At 66.0% G+C, this 19112-nt stretch carries 16 protein-coding genes and 2 tRNA genes; 9 read left to right on the top strand and 9 right to left on the bottom strand.

Annotation, left to right across the window (positions count from 1 at the left end; genetic code table 11):
• Positions 1-331: 331 nt before the first annotated feature.
• Both ACH4U8_RS20680 and ACH4U8_RS20675 read right to left on the bottom strand, forming a co-directional pair.
• Positions 332-1069 carry a hypothetical protein gene (locus ACH4U8_RS20680; protein WP_395779201.1) on the bottom strand — a complete coding sequence of 246 codons (738 nt, stop codon included), beginning with the start codon at positions 1067-1069 and terminating at the stop codon, positions 332-334.
• Positions 1070-2054: 985 nt separating this feature from the next.
• The gene (locus ACH4U8_RS20675; RefSeq protein ID WP_395779199.1) at positions 2055-2447 is read right to left on the bottom strand and encodes a hypothetical protein; all 393 of its coding nucleotides are present in this window, start codon (positions 2445-2447) and stop codon (positions 2055-2057) included.
• Between the two features lie 332 nt (positions 2448-2779).
• Here ACH4U8_RS20675 and ACH4U8_RS20670 point away from each other — a divergent pair, with 332 nt between their 5' ends.
• Complete coding sequence (locus ACH4U8_RS20670) at positions 2780-3007, top strand: hypothetical protein (RefSeq protein WP_395779197.1); 228 nt, start codon at positions 2780-2782, stop codon at positions 3005-3007.
• On the opposite strand, the gene ACH4U8_RS20665 is transcribed toward ACH4U8_RS20670, so the two are convergent.
• From ACH4U8_RS20665 to ACH4U8_RS20650, 4 genes are all read right to left on the bottom strand, one after another.
• Positions 3004-3558, bottom strand: coding sequence for a hypothetical protein (locus tag ACH4U8_RS20665; RefSeq protein WP_395779195.1), 555 nt, complete (start codon positions 3556-3558; stop codon positions 3004-3006). The genes ACH4U8_RS20670 and ACH4U8_RS20665 overlap by 4 nt on opposite strands.
• A 12-nt stretch (positions 3559-3570) precedes the next feature.
• Positions 3571-3780 carry a hypothetical protein gene (locus ACH4U8_RS20660; RefSeq protein WP_395779193.1) on the bottom strand — a complete coding sequence of 70 codons (210 nt, stop codon included), beginning with the start codon at positions 3778-3780 and terminating at the stop codon, positions 3571-3573.
• A gap of 83 nt (positions 3781-3863) precedes the next feature.
• Positions 3864-4754 (bottom strand): NaeI family type II restriction endonuclease, encoded by an 891-nt coding sequence (locus tag ACH4U8_RS20655; protein ID WP_395779191.1) that lies wholly within the window; start codon positions 4752-4754, stop codon positions 3864-3866.
• A 241-nt stretch (positions 4755-4995) separates the two neighbouring features.
• Positions 4996-6147, bottom strand: coding sequence for a replicative DNA helicase (locus tag ACH4U8_RS20650; protein WP_395779189.1), 1152 nt, complete (start codon positions 6145-6147; stop codon positions 4996-4998).
• A 1195-nt stretch (positions 6148-7342) separates the two neighbouring features.
• Between ACH4U8_RS20650 and ACH4U8_RS20645 the strand changes: the two genes are divergently transcribed.
• Together ACH4U8_RS20645 and ACH4U8_RS20640 are read left to right on the top strand one after the other, a co-directional pair.
• Entirely contained in the window at positions 7343-8059 is a 717-nt protein-coding gene (locus ACH4U8_RS20645; RefSeq protein WP_395779187.1) for a hypothetical protein, read from the top strand.
• Positions 8056-8565, top strand: coding sequence for a hypothetical protein (locus ACH4U8_RS20640; RefSeq protein ID WP_395779185.1), 510 nt, complete (start codon positions 8056-8058; stop codon positions 8563-8565). Before ACH4U8_RS20645 ends, ACH4U8_RS20640 begins: the two co-directional genes overlap by 4 nt.
• Before the next feature lie 57 nt (positions 8566-8622).
• Here the strand turns inward: ACH4U8_RS20640 and ACH4U8_RS20635 are convergent.
• Positions 8623-8695: transfer RNA gene (locus tag ACH4U8_RS20635), tRNA-Lys, on the bottom strand.
• 512 nt (positions 8696-9207) lie between these two features.
• The gene (locus ACH4U8_RS20630; RefSeq protein WP_395779183.1) at positions 9208-9915 is read right to left on the bottom strand and encodes a hypothetical protein; all 708 of its coding nucleotides are present in this window, start codon (positions 9913-9915) and stop codon (positions 9208-9210) included.
• A gap of 558 nt (positions 9916-10473) precedes the next feature.
• Between ACH4U8_RS20630 and ACH4U8_RS20625 the strand changes: the two genes are divergently transcribed.
• The 5 genes from ACH4U8_RS20625 to ACH4U8_RS20605 all read left to right on the top strand — a co-directional run bounded on the left by ACH4U8_RS20625 (position 10474) and on the right by ACH4U8_RS20605 (position 17856).
• Positions 10474-10776, top strand: coding sequence for a hypothetical protein (locus ACH4U8_RS20625; RefSeq protein ID WP_395779181.1), 303 nt, complete (start codon positions 10474-10476; stop codon positions 10774-10776).
• Between the two features lie 208 nt (positions 10777-10984).
• Positions 10985-14848, top strand: coding sequence for a HEAT repeat domain-containing protein (locus tag ACH4U8_RS20620; protein WP_395779179.1), 3864 nt, complete (start codon positions 10985-10987; stop codon positions 14846-14848).
• A gap of 777 nt (positions 14849-15625) precedes the next feature.
• Positions 15626-16276 (top strand): helix-turn-helix transcriptional regulator, encoded by a 651-nt coding sequence (locus tag ACH4U8_RS20615; protein WP_395779177.1) that lies wholly within the window; start codon positions 15626-15628, stop codon positions 16274-16276.
• 108 nt (positions 16277-16384) lie between these two features.
• Positions 16385-16621 (top strand): helix-turn-helix transcriptional regulator, encoded by a 237-nt coding sequence (locus tag ACH4U8_RS20610; RefSeq protein WP_395779175.1) that lies wholly within the window; start codon positions 16385-16387, stop codon positions 16619-16621.
• A 26-nt stretch (positions 16622-16647) separates the two neighbouring features.
• Positions 16648-17856: a tyrosine-type recombinase/integrase gene (locus tag ACH4U8_RS20605; protein WP_395779173.1), complete on the top strand. Its 1209-nt coding sequence runs from the start codon at positions 16648-16650 to the stop codon at positions 17854-17856.
• A 56-nt stretch (positions 17857-17912) separates the two neighbouring features.
• On the opposite strand, the gene ACH4U8_RS20600 is transcribed toward ACH4U8_RS20605, so the two are convergent.
• Positions 17913-17986 (bottom strand) — tRNA-Pro (locus ACH4U8_RS20600).
• Positions 17987-18111: 125 nt separating this feature from the next.
• Here ACH4U8_RS20600 and ACH4U8_RS20595 point away from each other — a divergent pair.
• The gene (locus tag ACH4U8_RS20595) at positions 18112-19074 is read left to right on the top strand and encodes a hypothetical protein (protein WP_395779171.1); all 963 of its coding nucleotides are present in this window, start codon (positions 18112-18114) and stop codon (positions 19072-19074) included.
• Positions 19075-19112: the final 38 nt, after the last annotated feature.

Here is a 19112-nt window from a genome sequence, read left to right as displayed (position 1 = left end):
CGCCCGGACGTTGCCTAGATACGACGTCTGGATGCAATCGGGCCCTGGTGACACGGATGCTGCCTGGGCAGGTGCCTCGGGATTGGTGCTTGCTCATGGCGTCCTTGATGGGCTGGTCGCGGAACGCGGCCACATCGGTAGCGTGCGGGTTGCATATGGAACCGAGCACGAGGTAGTCCCGCGGGCGTCGACCAACTCCGGCGGCGATGTCTGCGTCGGGCGCAAACGCCGGCGACGTTGCCCCGGCTGAACACGCCCACAAGTCCGCGCGGTCGGGTGGGGACAACGCGTACCGCGCGCTGCTCGTCAACGTCCTGCTCGGCGAGGCCGGTCAGCTCGGAGACTTCACGTGCGCGAGCATGTACTCCCTGATCAGTGACTCAGGCAGTCGACCTCGGGTGTTTACCGGCCGCCCTTCGGCTTTGGCCCAGGCGCGTACTTGCGCCGGTTTGGCGTCTTTCGAGGGCGGATTGTTCTTTGCGGGGTCGTTGTGCAAGGGAGCGGAGGTAGCCGCCATCGCCTGCGTCGGGGCGGCCGAACGCGAGTCTGCGTCGACCGCCTTTGCCTCGATCGCCGAAGCCAGAGACCGGAGGCGCGCAGCGATCAGCCTCGGTGGCGCCGAGATGGCGTGATCGCCATTCTGTTTCACCACGCCTGCGACGCACGGGCTGCCGAGGAAGGCCAGGGCTTCTTCGATCTCCTTCTTGTCGAGTGGCGTGTCCAGTGACGCTTTTGTCTCACGCCAGATATCTCGAACGTCCAGCGCGCCGGCACCGAATTTAATGTCGACGGGGTCGTTGGCGCTCTTCCACATGGCATTGGTCACGAGCGACAGGGCTTCGGTCCGCCGCTCCGTCTCGCGCCAGGTGCGCTCGATTACATCGGCTTGGCTTGCGAGCAGCAGAGCGGCAAGTTCATGGGGGTAGAGAGGGGTCTCGGAGTGGCGGACGATCGCCGCGGCGAGTTGTTTGGCTGTCAGCACCGCCACATCGTCCCTGTTGGCCTCCTTGAACACCCGGCCGTCGAACCCGGGGCCGATGAGCAGGGTGTGGTCGGCGTGGTGACGCATGCGATGTTCGTTCAAATCGCATAAATTGCACATCGTAATCGGTAACCAGCCCCGCGCCGTCTGTCTTGGCCTCCACCGCGATGCGTCGCCGATTTGTCAGAGAGAGCCACAGAGTGACGACCAGGTCTGTTTTGGCTGAGCCGCTGTGCACCTCGGTGTCCATCGCGAGATAGCGGAATGCCTCTGCCAGCGCATGCTCGAACCGCAAGTAATGCGCGCTGTCCGTAGACGAACTCACCACCTCGGCCGCCAATTGTCCGGGCAGGCGAAGGCGTCGACCAGCTTCCGTCGCGGTGTTCTCCTCCTCATCCGACGAGCGATCCCGGTGGGCATCGTGGTGCTTCTGGAGGGGTACGGAGCGGGCAAGGGCCCTGCCCAGTACGGTGCTGCGCGCCACTTTCCCCAGGCGCACGGCGAGCCCGGTTTCCACCAAGAGGGCGACGCGCGCCGTCACGTCCTTTCGGGTGAGAGGCGACGAAGGGAACTTCTCGGCCAGGATCCTGGTCAGCGTCCCTGAGTCGGCTTCGGATTCCAGGGTGTCCAAGGTTTCACCGAGCAAGGCCAGGTTGAGGTGCAAGCAGCGGATGAGGTCTACAGCTTCTCCGGACTCGAGCCATTCCGCGGCAAGTTCGGTCGCTGCGAACTGGTCTGGCCCTACCTGCGCTAGGAGGCCAAGGCCCTGGAGGGTGTTGAGCGACTGCTCAGCAGAGGCCCGGATGAACTCTCTTCGGGACAAACCGGCAGCCGCGGCATCGATGTTGCGACTGAAGGCCATCATGGTTGTTCCGCCCGCGACATATCCCAGCGCTCGCTTGCGTCCCTGTAGCTCGTTCTCGGTCACCTCGTTGAGACGCTCGGCAAGCTGACGAGGAGGCATTGAAAGTTCCGCGGGCAGTTGAACAGCGTGCCTCTGCGACTCGAGGTCACTTCTCCGGATGAGGTCCAACTGGGGAAGTAACGCTCTGCCGTCCTCTGTCAGGGCGAACTAGCCGTTTGTCCAGGATTCGACCATGCCGGCGGCGTGCATCCAATACAATCGGCGACGGACCTGAACAAGGGTCTTCCAACCCAATCCGTATGTATCGCTGGCAATGCGGTTCAAGTCGCCGCAAGTCAGACCTTCGCCGATCGACTCCAATATTTCGCCGAAGAAGCGGACATGAGCGTGGAGCACAGCAATGAGGTAGGTGGTGCCGGCGTCGTCGAGAACGTGTTTGGCCTCGGATGTGAGCGACACACGCAACGGACGGCCCTCCCGGGTGAACAGGCCGCAGGATCCCAGTGAGTGGAGTACCTGACGCAGCGGGACGGCGGAGGAGTCACCTGGCCAGGTGAACGTTCGATCGACGAGGGGATCGGCGTCGATATTTCTCAGCAAGGCTCTCAGGTTGTCAACGAGTTCGGAGAAGTGGCCCGGAATGTAAGGAGAAGTTCCGGCTCGGGCCGGCCACGGGAGAGGAGTGGGAAGGCCCCGCTGTCCGGTGCAGTCGCATGTGACATGGATGTGGCTCCTGCTTGAGGTGCTTGAACGTGTGGCGCGATGTATTGCGAGTACCGCCAATGATGGCCTCAAGTAGCGGGCATATACCGGCGTTTGCCCCATGCTGGCATCCTTACGAGTACCTGCCTGGTCGCGTCGGTTGGAGGCTGGTCGGCTTCCCGCTCCTTAACCACTGAGACGTAGTGATCGCCCACGTGCATCACCCCTACGTGGACAGCGATCGCAGCGCCAGGATGACCATCGGATGCGGCGGATCGAGGCCGCACCGCAACAACATGTGCCGCGAAGTACATCGAATGGTTGACCGATGCGGCTGGGGCAGCCACGCGAAGGCCAGGATCGGGAAGTCGATGACCGATCAGGCGAGTATGCGCAATCGTTCGCTGGACGACCTGCCGCAGAATATGGAAGATGCGCTGCCGAACTGCGTCGCTTAGGAAACGTCGTTGGCCCATGCCGGTACGGGCCACGTTGAGACGTTGCCCAAGGCCAGCTTCATGGGGCGAAGCAGCCTGGTCGCAAGACCGGGATCCGCGAGTGTGAGGGTGAGACCTGCGGCTGCGAACCCGGCCGTCTTGCAGGCGTCGCTTCTCTCTGGCGCGCGAACGCCGAGGGTTCGTGCGCGAGAGACGAATGTCGTGTCGGCGATGCGGATCAAGCGGGTGTACGCCTCTATTCCGAGGTCTGTCGCGAGTTGCCGCCCTTCGGACCATGCGGGGTCGAATCCATCTGCCGGCCAGGTGCGTTCGTACATGGTCTCCATGGCGGTGATGTCCTCCTTGGAAGCGCTGCGCAGTCGTTCCAGAAGGGCTGCGAACGTCCTGCCCAGCGGTCCCAGGTACCAGTGCGCGGGTACGCGGCGGAGTACGCGATAGTGCCAAACATGGTTGCCCGCACGGTCGTTGGCGAGGGCTCCTTCCGCCGAGAGCAGCCAGAAGGAGAAAGGGACCTCAGGGACGACCTTCGCGCGCTTGTCGTGGGCCCACACGTGGTTTCCCGCTCAGTACGGCTTACGCCGAACCGCGGGCTCTCCATCCGCGAGAACCGGCAGCAGAGTTCCACGTCGCCAGGCTGCGTAGTAGTCGTGTGGGTCGTCGCCGACGCCACGTCCCGACGGCCGGGTCAGTTGCCATCCGATGTGGTCGGGCAGCGTGGCGGGGCGGAGGCCGATCGCGGCCCAGTCGGGGGTGATTTCGTAGGGATCGGTCACATCGGCTCCAGCCTCGTGTGCGGTCGAACAGAGTGAACACGAGATCCCTGCGAGAAGCGATTGCGGCGACCGACCTGACTGGGTCAGTAGTCCGCCGGGCCGGGGTGTGGGGTGTCGGTTTGTCGGGCCCGCACGTAGGAGGTGTCCGCGATGGTGGTGGCGGGGCGCGGGTCGTCGGGGCGAGCCGGTACCACGCGGGTCGAGATCCAGGATCCTTTGGTGGGCACGGGGAGTCGGAGCTCGCGGGCGATGTCCGGGTGCTTGCGTTGGTGGCCGAGGATGAGGGTGCCTTCGTCGCGGAGGTGTCGGCGGGCGTCGCGGACGCGTTTCGCCGGGTCGGTCTGGTGGGCGACGGTGGCCACCGGTTCGCGCGGGATGATGCGGTCGCGGACGTGGCGGAAGAGTTCGTTGATGCGTTTTTGGCCGGAGACGCGATCGGCCAGGATCAGGTCGCGGGTGTGGGGCGGTAGGTGCAGGAGGAAGTTCTCCGGTAGGTCGCCGGAGCGTACGAGCCAGTGGATGGCGCGGCGGCCGGTGGGGGACAGGCGGTATTTCCGTTCGGGTGACCCGGGCAGCACCGCGTCCTCGGTGACATGGAGAAGGCCGACGGAGAAGCGTGAGTGTTCGTCGTCGGCGGTGAGCAACAGGCCCACGTGGCCCAGGGATTCGCGGGGGAGGGTCCATGCCCCGGTGAACGAGAAGCGTGGGTGGACGTGGTGGCCGGCGACGGGGTAGTGGGTTGTACCTGCGGGGAAGCCGTATGCGGCCCGGCAGACGATGCCGACCTTGGCGGCGAGGTACGTCTTCTCGGGTTTCTCCAGTGTGGCCACGTCGTAGCGACCGGTGCGTTGGCCGTCGAGGACCTCGTCGAGGGACCGGCGGAGGGCTTCGCCGAATCGGATGTGCCGGGGGTCGTGTCGGTGGAACCAGGTGGCGGTCGCGTGTACCGGGCCCATCGGCTCCGGGGGCGTCAAGACGCGTCCACGTGGTCGTCCGGCGGAGAGAGCGGTTCGCCGATGATTCGTGTCGGTGAGGGCACATTCCAAAGCTAGGAGCCGCTGCCGAACGATGCCATGGTTTGCCGATATGACAGGGATTTCGGCCGACTATCACCGAACACCTGGTTTTGGGCCATTTTCGTCCGAGAGTGGCGGTGTGCTCGACTGGCGTTCGGCCTCACGGGGGCAGCCGGCGCGGGCACCGAGCGCCCAAGACTTATGCCGCCGGTGGATCGGTCGCGTCCAGAGGCATGAACCGTGAGTAATGCCCCTGGAAGGCGACCGTTACGACTCCGGTCGGGCCGCTGCGTTGCTTCGCCACGTGCAGGTCGGCTTCGCCGGCGCGCGGCGAAGCCTTGTCGTGGGCGTCTTCTCGGTGGAGGAGGAGGATGACGTCGGCCTCGTCCAGGAGCGAAGGTTCCAGGTCCGACAGACTCGGTGAGCGCTCGGATCGGGCTGTGGTGCCCGCGATCAGGCGGGACACGACGACTACAGGGATCTTGAGGTCCCGGGCCAGGTGCTTCAAAGAGCGGGCGAGGGAGCGTGGTCCGTCGTGGTCGGTGTCGGGTGCGACGACGAGTTGTATGCAGTCGACGATGGCCAGGCGTAGGTCGTTGCGCGCCCCGAGCGATTGGCATCGTTCGCGGATGTCCTGGATCGAGAGTCGAGGCGAGTCCTCGATGTGAAGGGGGGCGGCGGTCAGGTTGAGGTGTCGGGCGAGTCGTGCCCATTCCTCGTCCCGAAGGCCGCCGGAGCGAAGACGGAAGAGGGGGACTCGCCCCTCTGCGGACAGCAGTCGCATCCGGATTTCACTGTCTGTCATCTCGCAGGAGAAGAAGACGCTCGCCAGCCCCTGTGCGATCGAACACGAGCGAGCGAAGTCGAGTGCCAAAGTTGATTTCCCCATGCTGTGGTCTCCGGCCACGACGACCAGTTGACCGGGCCGGAGGCTACCGGTCAGGTGGTCGAGCTCAGGAAACCCGGTCGAGATTCCGCCGGTTGGTAGGTCGCGGGAGCTGACGGCTTCGATTTCGTCGAGTGTGCCCTCCCAGCCGAACTCGCCTTGGTCGGGTTCCTCGCGTTGCTTGAGCAGTCGGCGCAGATTCATCTCCGTGCTCATGGCAATGGCCCGGGCATCGATGTCCGTCTCGGCGGTGGAGACGTGGCCCTGGTCGACCCGACGTCCCAAAAGGACGAGGTCGCGAAGGAAGGCGCAGTCGACGAGCCGCGTCGCGCACGACTCGGCGAGCTCATCCGCGACGCGGGCTTCGGCGACAAGACTGTCCAGGTAATCCCGAACCGACTGGTCCGGCCGCACCCGCACGCTCGAGCAGCATCCCTCCCAGGACCAGCCGTTCGTCTCTTGCACTGCTCCAGGGAACGTCGCCTCGTGTTCCATCGGGGGGTGACGCCGACGCCGTGCCGGACCGCTTGGGGGCCGTGCGACCGAGACCCGCGGGCCTCTCTTCCGGTGATGGCCTTGCCTGTTGCCAACTCCCCTCGAGGGCCAAGCGAAGGATCTCCGCCTCGTCAGGGGTTGTTCCTTGTCGCTGCGCCTCCAAGGAAAGCCATGTTCCCAGCGTTCGTAGCGCGTAGCGCTTCGGGAAGACCGCCCCGTTGAGGATGCGGCCAAGTGCCGAGTGATTCAACGTCGAGTCCAGGGACGAGTCGTCTCGGATGCCCTTGGCGATCGTCCGTAGTCCAGGCGGCCCTGCTTCGACATACAAGCGATGCAGGGCCACGAGGAAGTCGCGATGGTCCCCGGGCGGGACCGACGTCCCGTTGGGTAGGGCGACCCCCAGGGTTCCGCGCCGTCCGGCCACCGCATCTCCCGACTGTCGCGAAGTGTCCCAACGTCAGTTTCTCGAACTCTGCGACGCAGGTCAGGTATTCGCCGAAATCACGAACTGTCGCAAGGCGTCCAAGAGCGGAACCTCCGAACGCACCCCCGGGAGGCTTGAGACAACACATCCCAAGGAGGCTGCCATGGCACGGTTCAGCAGGTTCGGGTCGACAGCCGTTCGGCGTCGGGCCTCGCGCCACGGGCGACGTCTTTTCACCGGTGTCGCGCACGGTGCCGCCGCGGCGATCGGGAACACGATTGTTGTCGGGATCATCTGGTGGCTGCGGAACGGATGACGGTCTGACGCCCCGCAATCGACAGTGGCAGCAGCGGATACCGTCGTTTTAGGAACCCTCAACTGCAGCCGGTGCGGGTCCATTCTCGTGGTTTCCTTCGCTGATCACCCCTGTTGACTTCCCAGGAGCCAGACTGATCACTAGATCATGAAGAGAATCATTTCTTGCGACGCCGACAACCTGGGCGAACGTTCAAGAAGGCGGCGTTAACCTGCCTGTCCGATCTTCGCGCTTTTACGGGCTTCTCCGGTGCCATGTGTTGCTGAATGCGTACGTGCGCGTATGCGTGGGGAACAAGGTGCTCTTCGCGAGATGCGCGAAAGGCGTCTTCTTCGGCTTGACTCGGTGATGATCGTGATCGTGGCCCCGGCGCGGAGACGGATACAGTACCGTGAGGTGATACCACTGGCGACCCGGGGGCACCCATGAATGAGTTGTCCACGATTCTTCCGGTGCTTGGGGCGCTCGCCAGCGTCGTTCCCCTCGGAATGATCTTGAGGGCACGTCTAATATCCCGAAACCCTAACCAGGCGAGGCGTTCCACGCGCGTTGTCGGCGACGTAACAGTCACGAGCGACGGCATCGTCGCCAGCAGTGGCGTGATCGTCAGCAACCACTACTACGCTGCGGACGACCTGTCGCCGAAGGAGATCGCAGCCGAGTTGGGGCAAATTTTGCGGGAGGTCAGCGGCGACGGATTCGAGGACGAATCACTCGCGGCGGTCAGATCCTATTTCGGATCCGAGGTGGCGGGGACGAACGATGCTTCGTGGATTCATGAATCTCCCGGTATCTTTGTACGCGGCCCCGCGGGACCTCTTATCAGAGTGGATATCCTCACTCCCGATACTGAAGAACGGTGGCGGGGCTTCCTTCGCTCGCCGAGTACGAGCCAAAAAGCCCGCCTGATTGCGAATGATTGGCTTTCCGGTGTCAAGCGGCAAGTTCTTTCGCGGCTTGCCGAGGCGCGCCCCGAGAGCTTGCAGGTCGCAGAGTTGTCGGATGACCCCGAAGTTCCTGGCGCAATCGGGGAACTCAGCGCGGGCCTGAACGATCTCTTCAGAATTCTTGGCCCTCCACCTCTCGGGAAATTGGGTGGGGTACAGACTCCAAGCATGCAGCCGGGGGGCGAGAGGAAATGAACGAGTTTCACGAGTTCCTGCGGGACGATGAGGGTAGTCCTCTCGAATTTGCCCTCCAATGGAGTACCCTCCCCGCCGAGCACCTGCAGATCGCCCTCACGGCGCTTGAACCCGAACTCGCCCGACGCAACGAACGGCGCAAACTCGCGGCTGAACTGGCGGCCCGCGAAGCGGAAGCCATACGTGAGCACGCCCGCATGGAGGCGGAGAGCGCCCGTGCGCACTCGCTCTACATGTCGGGCCTATGGGCTGGTGCCGTGCTGGTGCTCGTGATGCTCGGCGGATCGATCTTCGTCGGCACGAACGGACAACCCTGGTTGTCCGCGATGTTGGCCGGCCCAAGCATGCTTGCGCTGGCCGGGCTGTTCGTGCTCCGCCGCAGCGATCGATCGCAGTCCCGCGAGGTTGCTCGTAGCACGAGCGCAGCCCTTGCCTCTGCTACAGCTCCTGCGCCGGCACCTGCTGGTGTTCCTGCGTCGCCGGGTGGGGCTGCACCCGTCGTATAGAGCCTCGCCAGGGCAGGGGCCAAAGTGAATTGCTAATCGGCGGTGGTGTCCTGCGCGGGGGGCGTCAGGGGATCGAACCTTGTACTCGCGGATTAAAAGTCCGCTGCTCTGCCAATTGAGCTAACGGCCCGGTTGGGCGTCGGCGGGTGATCCGCTTTTGCCCACCGGCAGAGTACCGGTATCGGATCGAACATGCTGCGAGTATCCCCGGACACGCCGTGACCTGCGGGAACGACCCGGCGGGCAGCTCGCACCTGGGTGTCGGGCGCGTCAGTACAAGGCGCGCGAATCGGACAAGTCATCGGCTGTGCCGTGCGCGGTCGGAGTGGTGCTCGGGTGCCTCGGAATCCGTGTGAGGGTGTGAAATCCCGCTGGATGAGTGTCCGTCGCGGACTTCCGGCCTCACTAGCGTTATGCGATTTTGATTACCCTCCGTAGTTACGCTTGGACGTAACCCCATGCGTGGTCGACGTATCCCTGGCCGCGATCAACGCGCCCTCGACGCCCGGGTCGGAGTCAGTCACTCCGCGCTGCACGAGTGGGGACACGGGTGCCGTTCAGGGCGCAGCGATGGCGGGGTGGCCGTCGACGCCAGTTCTTGCGGGCATCACGGACTAGCCACCCGACTTGCGCCGACTCCCGTTACGTGGGCTGAGCGGCCCGAAGTTCGAACTCGGGGACGGCCGACCAGTTCACCGTCTCGCCGAGATGGGCGGCTACAATCCCCGCCAGGTGCTCTGCTCCAGCTCGATAGATACGTGCGCAGGTGATAGCTCCATGCATCACGAGTGAGTGCTTCCCCTTCGCCATGGGGCGCAGGACGGATGCTGCGTGTTGAACCCCTTGCCTGACGGGGCCGGGCCACACCTCGCTGCTCCAGCCGCTGGCCAATCCATGCGCGAGGCAGTGTCGCACCTGCATCCACCCCTGTGCGGCCTGTTTCGTCTCGTCCCAGTTCAGGTCACGTTCCTGCCAGAGCGTCTTACCGACAACGGGCGGGTCCCACACGGTGAGCAGGTGGCTCTTGCCAATCACCTGCTTCAGGGAGGGGAACTCACGACAGACGAGTGCCTCAATGTCTGCCACATCAGGATTCGTAAGGTTCATCTTCTTCGCGATCTGCGCGAAGCTCTGACCTTGCCGATAGAGCACAGTGGCAAAGAAGTCTTCGGAGAAGCCTTCGAACGCCGACAGCACTCCTTGAGTGACGGCAGGCGCCAGCGCAGCCGCGTTACCCGGATGCCCCTGCTTCCTCGGATGAAGTGCCAAGAGCCTGGATGGAATGATCAACGAACGGGCGAATCTGTCCACGCTGGCCTGCAGGCTTGGCGCGAGTACGGCAGTGGCCACATGTATCTCCTGACGCTCGATCGCGGGGTGATGTCCAGGCTTGTCAGTTTCCGCTTGTCTGGGACACGTTGTCGACCATTACGATCACCGTGACGGTCAGGCTGCACCGAGCCCGTGGTACTCGCGGAGTTCTGCCTAACCATCGCTCCGATTGGGCTCGATCACGTCCCGCTTTTTTGGTCTCTGAAGTCCAGCTCTGTGTGGTGTCCCGTGCGTGGATGGCGGGAGCGAGTGTGCCTTGCTTCTGCGGTTGGAGGCGGGCTGCAGAGGCGCGCCAGCGCGGCCGGTTCCGCGTCGACCGCGATGTGGTTGTCGGCGGTCACCCGGCTCGCCAGGGATTGCCGCCCGGCGCGCGGTGAACGCGGACTTGCCGACCCGCGCCCAGCCTGTGGTGCGGCATCACCTCACCAGTCCTGGTGAATGCCGTTTCCACCGAACCGAGTTCGTCTTGGTGGATGCTCCGGACGTTCCGCAGACCCGGGCCATGGATGTGGTCGATACTGACTTCGCGGGGGGTGTCGGGTGCTTGGTCTTGCGGGGGCAGTGATGAGTCCGGTCGTGCAGCGGTTGGTCGGTGCGGTGGGGGCGGTGGTGGTTGCGGCGGTGGTGAACGTGGCCACGGGATTCCTCACCGACCATCGTGCGGCGACATGGTGGGTTTCAAGCGTGGTGCTGCTCGTGGTCGGGGTATTGGTGCAGTGGTGGCTTCCGGTCGTATCGCAGCCCTCGACGATCAGGCGTCAGACGGCAGATGACAACAGGGTCGGGGGCTCGTTCGTCCAGAGGACCGACGGGCCGGCGGAGCAGGAAGCCCGCCGGAACGACATCGCGGGCGGCTTCAGCCAGAGCCAGGATGGGTAGGCTACGGAACTGGCGGCCCTGGCGATCGTCTGGCACACGCCGCGAGGCGCGAACCGACATCAATCAGGTGGTCGCCGGCAACGACGTCGACGGGGATCTTACGGTCTACGTCTTCCATGGGGAATCCTCCGATGCCCGTTTCGAAGATAGGGATTTCGCTTCGGCGCGTGTGGGATATCTGCAGCGTGTACGAGACCGATATCAGCGGGTGGACCTGGAGATCCTGACCCCGTTGACCGTGCAGGACGAGCACCCGGTGATGCTGCTGGGCAAGGTGTTCGTCCCGCAATCGGTGCGAGAGAACCCTCCTCCCCCGGAACTGTTGGACCTCCCGCGCGAGGTTCTGAGGCGCTTGAGGGACGACGGACAGATGCCCGACCTGCCCAATCAGGTCGACCGGGAACGGCTTGAGCAGGCGCGTCGCCTCTACTTCGACCGTCCGGCGCGCCCGGTCCTGGAGGCGCTCGGACATTCGGACAGGGCCGTGGTGCTCGGTGACCCGGGCGCGGGCAAGTCGACGCTCGCGCGCTACGTGGTGCTGGCCCTGGCCGCGGCCGAACTCGACCCGGACGGGCACTGGTCGGCTTCGACGGCTCTGCCGGTGGAGTGGAGGGGATGCCTTCCGCTCCTGGTGGAACTGCGTGTCTTCGCCGACCAGATATGGCGCGAGAGGACGTTCTTCGACCTGATCGAGGAGTTGGGGAAGGGCGACCACAACCTGGGCCTTCCCAAAGCGGCGCTGGAACGCTTCCTGCACGACGGCGGGAAGGCACTGATCGTTTTCGACGGTCTCGACGAGATCTTCGACCCCGGGATCAGGGCCGACGTCGTCAAGCGGATCGAGGGATTCGCCTCCCGCTACTCGAACATCCGCGTGATCGTGACATCGCGCGTCTTCGGATACAGCCCGTCTGTGCTCAACGCGGCCGGGTTCACCACCCTCATGCTCCAGGACCTGGAACCGGCCCGAATCCGGACGTTCGCCACCACCTGGTACAACCACAGTTGCGAGAACGATCCGTCGGCGGCAGAGCAGATGCGTGCTCGGCTCCTGAGGGCCATCGACGACTCCCCGGCGGTCGCCGAACTCGCGGGCAACCCCATGTTGCTGACGATCCTCGCGATCATCGCGCGCCGGCGGGAACTCCCCCGCGATCGCCGGACCGTGTACCAGCACGCAGTCAACGTTCTGATCGAACACTGGGACGTCAACAAGCACCTACGTCAGGAGGACGAGGGGCTGCCCCACCTGGAACCCGACGACAAACTGTCCGTACTGCACAAGGTTGCCCACCGCATGCAGGACGCCCCCGCCGGGCTGGCCGGCAACCACCTGTCCGCGAAGGAACTCCTCCGGGAACTCAGCGCCTTCTTCATCGACGAATTCAGCCTCCCCGAGGACCGCGCCGACAGTGCTGCCCGTGCCATCCTTCGCCGGTTTCAGCACCGCAACTTCATCCTCTCCAGCTTCGGCGCCGGGCTGTACGGCTTCGTCCACCGCGCCTTTTTGGAATACCTCGCCGCAGACGACGTAAGACAACGACACACCAACCGCGACCTTGAGGACTCCGACCTCCTCGCACTCTTCCACACCCATGCCCACGACCCCGCATGGAGGGAGACACTCCTCCTGCTGGTCGGCATGATCCCCAACAAGTTCGCCGTTCAAGTCGTCACCCGACTCCGGTCCGTCGACCCCGCATGGCGACTCAAGAGCCACCTGCCCGTCACCCAGCTCCTCGCACTGAGCGCCGTCGGCGAGATCCGACACCGCCCCACGCTCACCCACCTGGCCACCGACACCACCCGCCTACTCATCGACCTGCTCACCGAAGCGGCACAAAGCCAGCGAGTGTTCGATGGGGGCCTCGGTATCGCGCTGCGCCAAGCTCTTCCCGCATCGGAACAGGCACCCACATGGTTGGACACCCTCCTGTACCAGTCCTGGTATCAGGTTTCCGGTTACGCCCTGGACCGGACCCGCACCATCGGCCGCATCGCCGCCCAGCTCTACGTCACCACCCGAGACCACTCTCCGGCCACCTTGTACGGATACGCCACTAGTGACGCCCGCCTCATGGTTCGACAAGCAGCCATCGAGGCGATCGCGCGGAGATGGCCGCAGGATCCCGAGACGCTCGGGCTGCTGCGCAAGCTGGCCATCACCGCCCTCCACGTGGACGTTCGTCGGGCCGCGGTCGAAGAGATCGCGCGGCGATGGCCGGGGGATCCGGAGACGCTCGCGTTGTTACGCCAGCTGGCCACCATCGACGACCACCAAAGCCGGAGAGTCGCGGTTGTGGCGATCGGACGAGGATGGCCCGGGGATCCCGAGACGCTCGGGTTGTTGCGCGACCTGGCCACCACCGACGACCACTGGGTGCCCCGGCGCGCTGCGGTCGAGGCGGTCGCGCGGGGGTGGCCGCAGGATTCGGAGACGCTCGCGTTGCTGCGCCGGCTGGCCGCCACCGACGACCACGAGGGCGTTCGGCGGTCTGCGGTCGAGGCGGTCGCGCGGGGGTGGCCGCAGGATTCGGAGACGCTCGCGTTGCTGCGCCAAGCCACCACCGACGACCACGAGGACGTTCGAGAGGTTTCGGTCGAGGCGATCGCGCGGGGATGGCCGCAGGATTCGGAGACGCTCGCGTTGCTGCGCCAAGCCACCACCGACGACCACGAGGGCGTTCGGCGGTCTGCGGTCGCGGCGATCGCGCGGGGGTGGCCGCAGGATTCGGAGACGCTCGCGTTGCTGCGCCAAGCCACCACCGACGACCACGAGGACGTTCGAGATGCGGCGGTCGCGGCGATCGCGTGGGGATGGCGGCGGGATCCGGAGGCGCTCGCGTTGCTGCGCCGGCTGGCCACCACCAACGACCACGAGGGCGTTCGGCGGTCTGCGGTCGCGGCGATCGCGCGGGGATGGCCGCAGGATTCGGAGACGCTCGCGTTGCTGCGCCGGCTGGCCGCCACCGACGACCACGAGGACGTTCGAGAGGCTGCGGTCGAGGCGGTCGCGCGGGGGTGGCCGGAGAATCCGGAGACGCTCGCGTTGCTGCGCCAAGCCACCACCGACGACCACGAGGACGTTCGAGAGGCTGCGGTCGAGGCGATCGCGCGAGGGTGGCCGGAGAATCCGGAGACGCTCGCGTTGCTGCGCCGGCTGGCCACCACCAACGACCACGAGGACGTTCGAGAGGCTGCGGTCGAGGCGATTGCGCGGGGGTGGCCGGAGAATCCGGAGACGCTCGCGTTGCTGCGCCGGCTGGCCACGACCGACGACCACCAGGGCGCTCGGCGGTCTGCGGTCGAGGCGATCGCGCGGGGATGGCCGCAGGATCCGGAGACGCTCGCGTTGCTGCGCCGGCTGGCCACCACCGACGACCACCAGGGCGTTCGGCGGTCTGCGGTCGAGGCGATCGCGCGGGGGTGGCCGGAGAATCCGGAGACGCTCGCGTTGCTGCGCCGGCTGGCCACGACCGACGACCACGAGGGCGTTCGGCGGTCTGCGGTCGACGCGGTCGCGCGGGGATGGCCACAGGACCCCGAGACGCTCGGGCTGCTGCGCCGGCTGGCCACTACCGACAAGCACTGGGTCCCCCGGCGGACTGCGGTCGAGGCGATCGCGCGGGGATGGCCGCAGGATCCCGAGACGCTCACGTTGCTGCGCCGGCTGGCCACCACCGACGACCACCAAGTTGTTCGACAGGCTGCGGTTGCGACGATCGCGCGGGGATGGCCACAGGACCCCGAGACGCTCACGTTGCTGCGCCAGCTAGCCACTACCGACAAGCACTGGGTCCCCCGGCGGTCCGCAGCCGCGGAGATCGCGCGGGGATGGCCGCAGGATCCCGAGACGCTCACGTTGCTGCGCCAGCTCGCCCTTACCGACGACCACCAAGGCGTTCGGCGGGTCGCAGTCGAGTTGGTCGCGCGAAGATGGCCGAGGGATCCCGAGACGCTCGCGTTGCTGCGCCAGGTGGCCAGCGCCGACGACCACGAGGATGTTCGACAGATGGCCGCCACGGCCGTTATGGGTAGGCGCGCCGATCGTTATGAGCTTCCTTCCGACTGAGTGCTTCGAACAAGGCGCGAATGCACGACCTGGTCACGTCGTGGGCCGAAACCGGCAAGTCCGCGTGTCCAGGGTCGTGATGCTCATGGCCTCGTTTCGGTGTAGCGCCACGCAAGGTGGATGACAATCCAGCCCGCCTAGTGGCCGTCAACGGCGCGTTCACTCTGCACTCGTACTAATTACGCAACGTGAAATCGGTAGTCAGCGAGAGCTGGGAATCGGCCTCGATCGTGCCCGGTGCGGGACGATGGGGCTCACACCGGCCTCACAACGACGTTCCCGACACCGTCGCAAGTGCTTCGCGACCAGCCGGAGGAATTAAAGCCCCAGGTCAGACGGCTGCTGTGAAAATCGGCGCCGCCGTTCGCCGCCTTCCGCTAATGCCGGGCGGCGGATTAAAAGTCCGCTGCTCCGCCAATTGAGCAACTCGTCTGATCGGGGTTCGCGGCAGCCGCGTGAGCCGTGGGCGCCGCGCCGTGCCTCAGGTATCACGGGCGGACACCAATGGGGTGGGCGAAGTCGTCGCGTGCCTCGCTGCTTGCGTTCATGGGCGGCTGGGGGCCGCTGGCTAGTCCGGCTGTTGGCTCGCCGTCGATCGGGGATCAACTCCCAGGCTCAGGACTCGGCTTGGTTGCGCGGGATGGCGGGGCGAACGATGCCATCGACGTCGACGCCTAAGGTGTCTCGATGACGTCTCGTGTGACTGTGATGTTCGCCAACGGAGAACCAGCTCTTGAATGCTTGTGATTACTAGTTAGGTAGATCAAACTCGTACCCATGACGAACATGGATTGGGCAACTGGTGTCGCCGGGCTTCTGGGAGCTCAGGTCCGGAGGTATCGCAAGGAGCGCGGGCTGACGGCGCTGCAGCTTGCCGAGGCATGCGTTGCTCTGGGTGTCGACGTTCCGGCGAGTGTGATCAACAACCTGGAGACCGGCCGGCGTGCGTCCTTCGGCGTCGCCGAACTGCTGGTGGTGGCGAAGGCGCTCGACGTCGGTCCGATCAGCTTGCTGTTTCCGCTCGGTCGGCAGGCAAGTGTCGAGGTTCTGCCCGCGGTGGAGGTGCCGGTGTGGGAGGCGGTGGCGTGGTTCACCGAGGAGACGCCGTTGGCGGAGGCGGCGCCGGAGGGGTCTTCACGGGCGGTGATCGACGCGTTTCGGGTGCACGCGGACGCGGTGCACACGGCGCGGACGTCGTTGCGGTTGCTGGGGGAGCACCAGCGGAAGGCGAACACGTCGTTGGATCCCCGCCGGCGGGCCGATCACCTGCGCTCCGCCGATCAGTTGGGGGAGATGCTCTTCCAGGACGGTCAGGCGCTGCGGGCGTTGCGGGCCGGGATGCGTGAACGTTCCCTGGTGCTACCTGCGTTGCCCGTCGAGTTGGCGTTCGTCGACGACGAGGTGGAGAGCGAGCCGGTCGGCGAGTAGGAGTGTGCGTGCTGCGGGGCGGTCGCCGCGAACGGGCCGATGCGTGAACTTCTCGTACAGACAGGGGTGGTGATGGTGCGTCATCTGTATCGGACGCGGGTTCGGCCGATGAGTGCGGAGCGGGACATGGCGGGGGCGGGGATGCTGGAGGGCGGCTGGTACTCCACCGAGGAGGTGGCCGAGTTGCTGGGTGTGGATCCGTCGACGTTGCGGCGTTGGCGTACCGGGCATCCGGTGCAGGGGCCGCCGTTCGTGCCGTTGTCGGCGCGGACGACGGTGTACAGCGTCGCCGATGTGGAGGCGTGGTTGGTGCGTCGTCGGGTGGATCCGCAGGTGGCGGCTTGACGGGCCGCGGGATACCGCCGGCGGGCATGAAGGTGTCCGCCGACGTCGAGCATCGGCAGGGGCGCGCGAAGCCCTATCGGGCTCGCGTGCGGTGGGTGGAGGCCGGTACGCGCAACCGCCGTTCGATCTCGCAGGCGTGCGCGGAGCCGGAGGACGCTCAGGCGTGGGTCGAGCGGATCCAGAATTTGGTGCGGGCCGGCGTCGATCCGGCGATGGCGGTCATGCCGCTCGCCGAGTACGGCGACGCGAACATGGACATGGCCCTGCGAGGGTTGGAGAAGAAGACCACCGACCCGTATCTGGCAGGATGGCGGTTGCGCGTGGTGCCCTGGGTGGGGCATCTGCCGGTGGAGTCCGTCACCTACGGGGCGGTCGATCGTGCGGTGTCGGGGTGGATCGCCGACGGTCACAGTCGCTCGACGGTCAAGAACAGCCTCGCCGTCCTGGTCCGCGTCATGCAACAGGCCCTGCGTGACGGGCTGATCGACGCGAACCCCGCACGCGTCAGCGGCTGGCAGAGCGAGTTCCGACACGCCGAGGACGAACTGGACGATCCGCGAGCCCTGGCACTTCGGGACTGGGACGCGCTGGACGGCTTGGCCGGTGCTCTGGTCGCGCGGTCCCATGGCGGCTATCGGGGATGGGGCGACGTGGTGCGCTTCGCGGGGTGCACCGCGGCGCGTATCGGGGAGGTGTCGGGGGTGCGGATCGCCGACATCGACACGGCCACGTGGATGTGGGATCTGTGTCGTCAGACCACCACTTCGCCCGGTGGGCTCGTGGACAAGGGCACCAAGGGCAAGCGTCGACGCAAGGTGCCGATCATTCCCCAGGTCCGGCCGATGGTCCTGCACCGGATCGCGCTGGCCGGGCCCGACCCCGACCCGATGACCCGACTGTTCACCGGACCACGCGGGGGACGGATCACCACGGCGATCCTGCGGGATGCGACCCACTGGGACGACGTGGTGGCCTCGCTCGGCTACGAGTTCTTGCGTCGGCACGGTCTGCGGCACACCGGGCTCACGTGGATGGCGGACGCGGGGGTGCCGATTCACGTGTTACGGAAGATCGCCGGCCACGGGTCGCTCGCGACGACACAGCTTTATCTGCATCCGAATCTGCGTTCGCTGACCCTCGCCGGAGAGGCCCTCAGCGCGCATCTGACGGCGGCTTGGTCCCCAGATGGTCCCCAAGCCCCCGGAACGATCTCGATCGATCATTCGGTGGTCTAAACCAATAAGAGGCGCTGACCTGGGCTTTCGCCTAAGTCAGCGCCTCTTCGACACCGTCGGGACGACAGGATTTGAACCTGCGACCCCTTGACCCCCAGTCAAGTGCGCTACCAAGCTGCGCCACGTCCCGGTGTTCGGCCGGCCGAACACGGAAACCATATCGCACTTTGGGGGGTGGTCCGCCACGTGGTTGTTCGGTGGTGTCGGGCGTGGGGAGGGGGGTGGGTCCGGGAAGATCTTGGGGTGGCTTATCCGGTGAATGTCGATGTCGTGCCGCTCGAGACCTATCCCGATCTGGATGAACTCCAGCGGCTCGGGGTCGGGGCGTTGCTGAGTGATGGGCTCGAGTCCGTGGAGGGGTTCGAGGAGGCGGATGGGGTCGGGGTGGACCTGGTGGACTTTCGGGTCACGCCCGGGTCGGAGGGGGCCGCGGTGTTGATGTCGGTGGATGCGCCGACGTTGGAGGCGGCCGAGCGCGGGGCGCGGCAGATGGTGCTGGCGGTGTTGGAGGCCAGTGTGTTGCTCGCGGATTGGCGGGTGGTGCGCAGCGAGGTGCAGCTTCACGAGGAGTTGGTGTACGAGAGTCTGCTCGCGGCGGACGGGCCGGACGCGCCGGCGGGGGATCCGGCGTTGCGGGCGCGACGGCCGATGCCGGAGGAGCGGCTGCGGATCGAGCGGCAGGCGGCGGGGGTGCGGGCGTTCGGGCTGGACGCGTTCGGGTGTGAGCCGGACACCGCGCAGCCGGACGTGCCCGAGGAGAAGGCTCGGCTTGCGGCCGGGGCCGTGGCGAGTTCGGTCGGGGTGCTCGTGGATCTGCTGTTCACGGATCTGGTGAATCTTCGCGAGGCGGATGGGGCTTCGTTTTTCGTGCTGGATGCGTTGCCCATCCTGGAGGAGGGGTTCGTTCGGCGGTTCGTGGTGGCCGCCGTCGCGGTCACCGGGCGGCTCGGCGCGAACGAGTGGGCGCCGCCCTCGTGCTTTGCGGAGGAGATGGCGTTGCGGTTGTTGGTGGATCAGGCGGCGTCGCTGTTGGAGCGGCACGGGTTGTACGACGACGATGTCGAGGCGGCGTTCGTGACGTTCAGCGACGCGGCGTCGGACGATCCGGAGTCGGTCGAGCTGCGGCTGTCGGACCCCGGGTCGGAGGAGTGGTTCGAGCCGATCGTGCCGGGGCGGCCCCTGCACGGGTATTTGAGAGCGCATCGACATGAATGGTGACCTCGGAGTGCCGGGCAGCCCGGGTGGTTCGGGAGGTT

The organism is Embleya sp. NPDC020886, assembly GCF_044333915.1.
In the GTDB taxonomy this organism is placed as follows: Bacteria; Actinomycetota; Actinomycetes; order Streptomycetales; family Streptomycetaceae; genus Embleya.
Note: the sequence above shows the minus strand (reverse complement) of the source record. Positions and strands in the feature narration are given on the sequence as shown.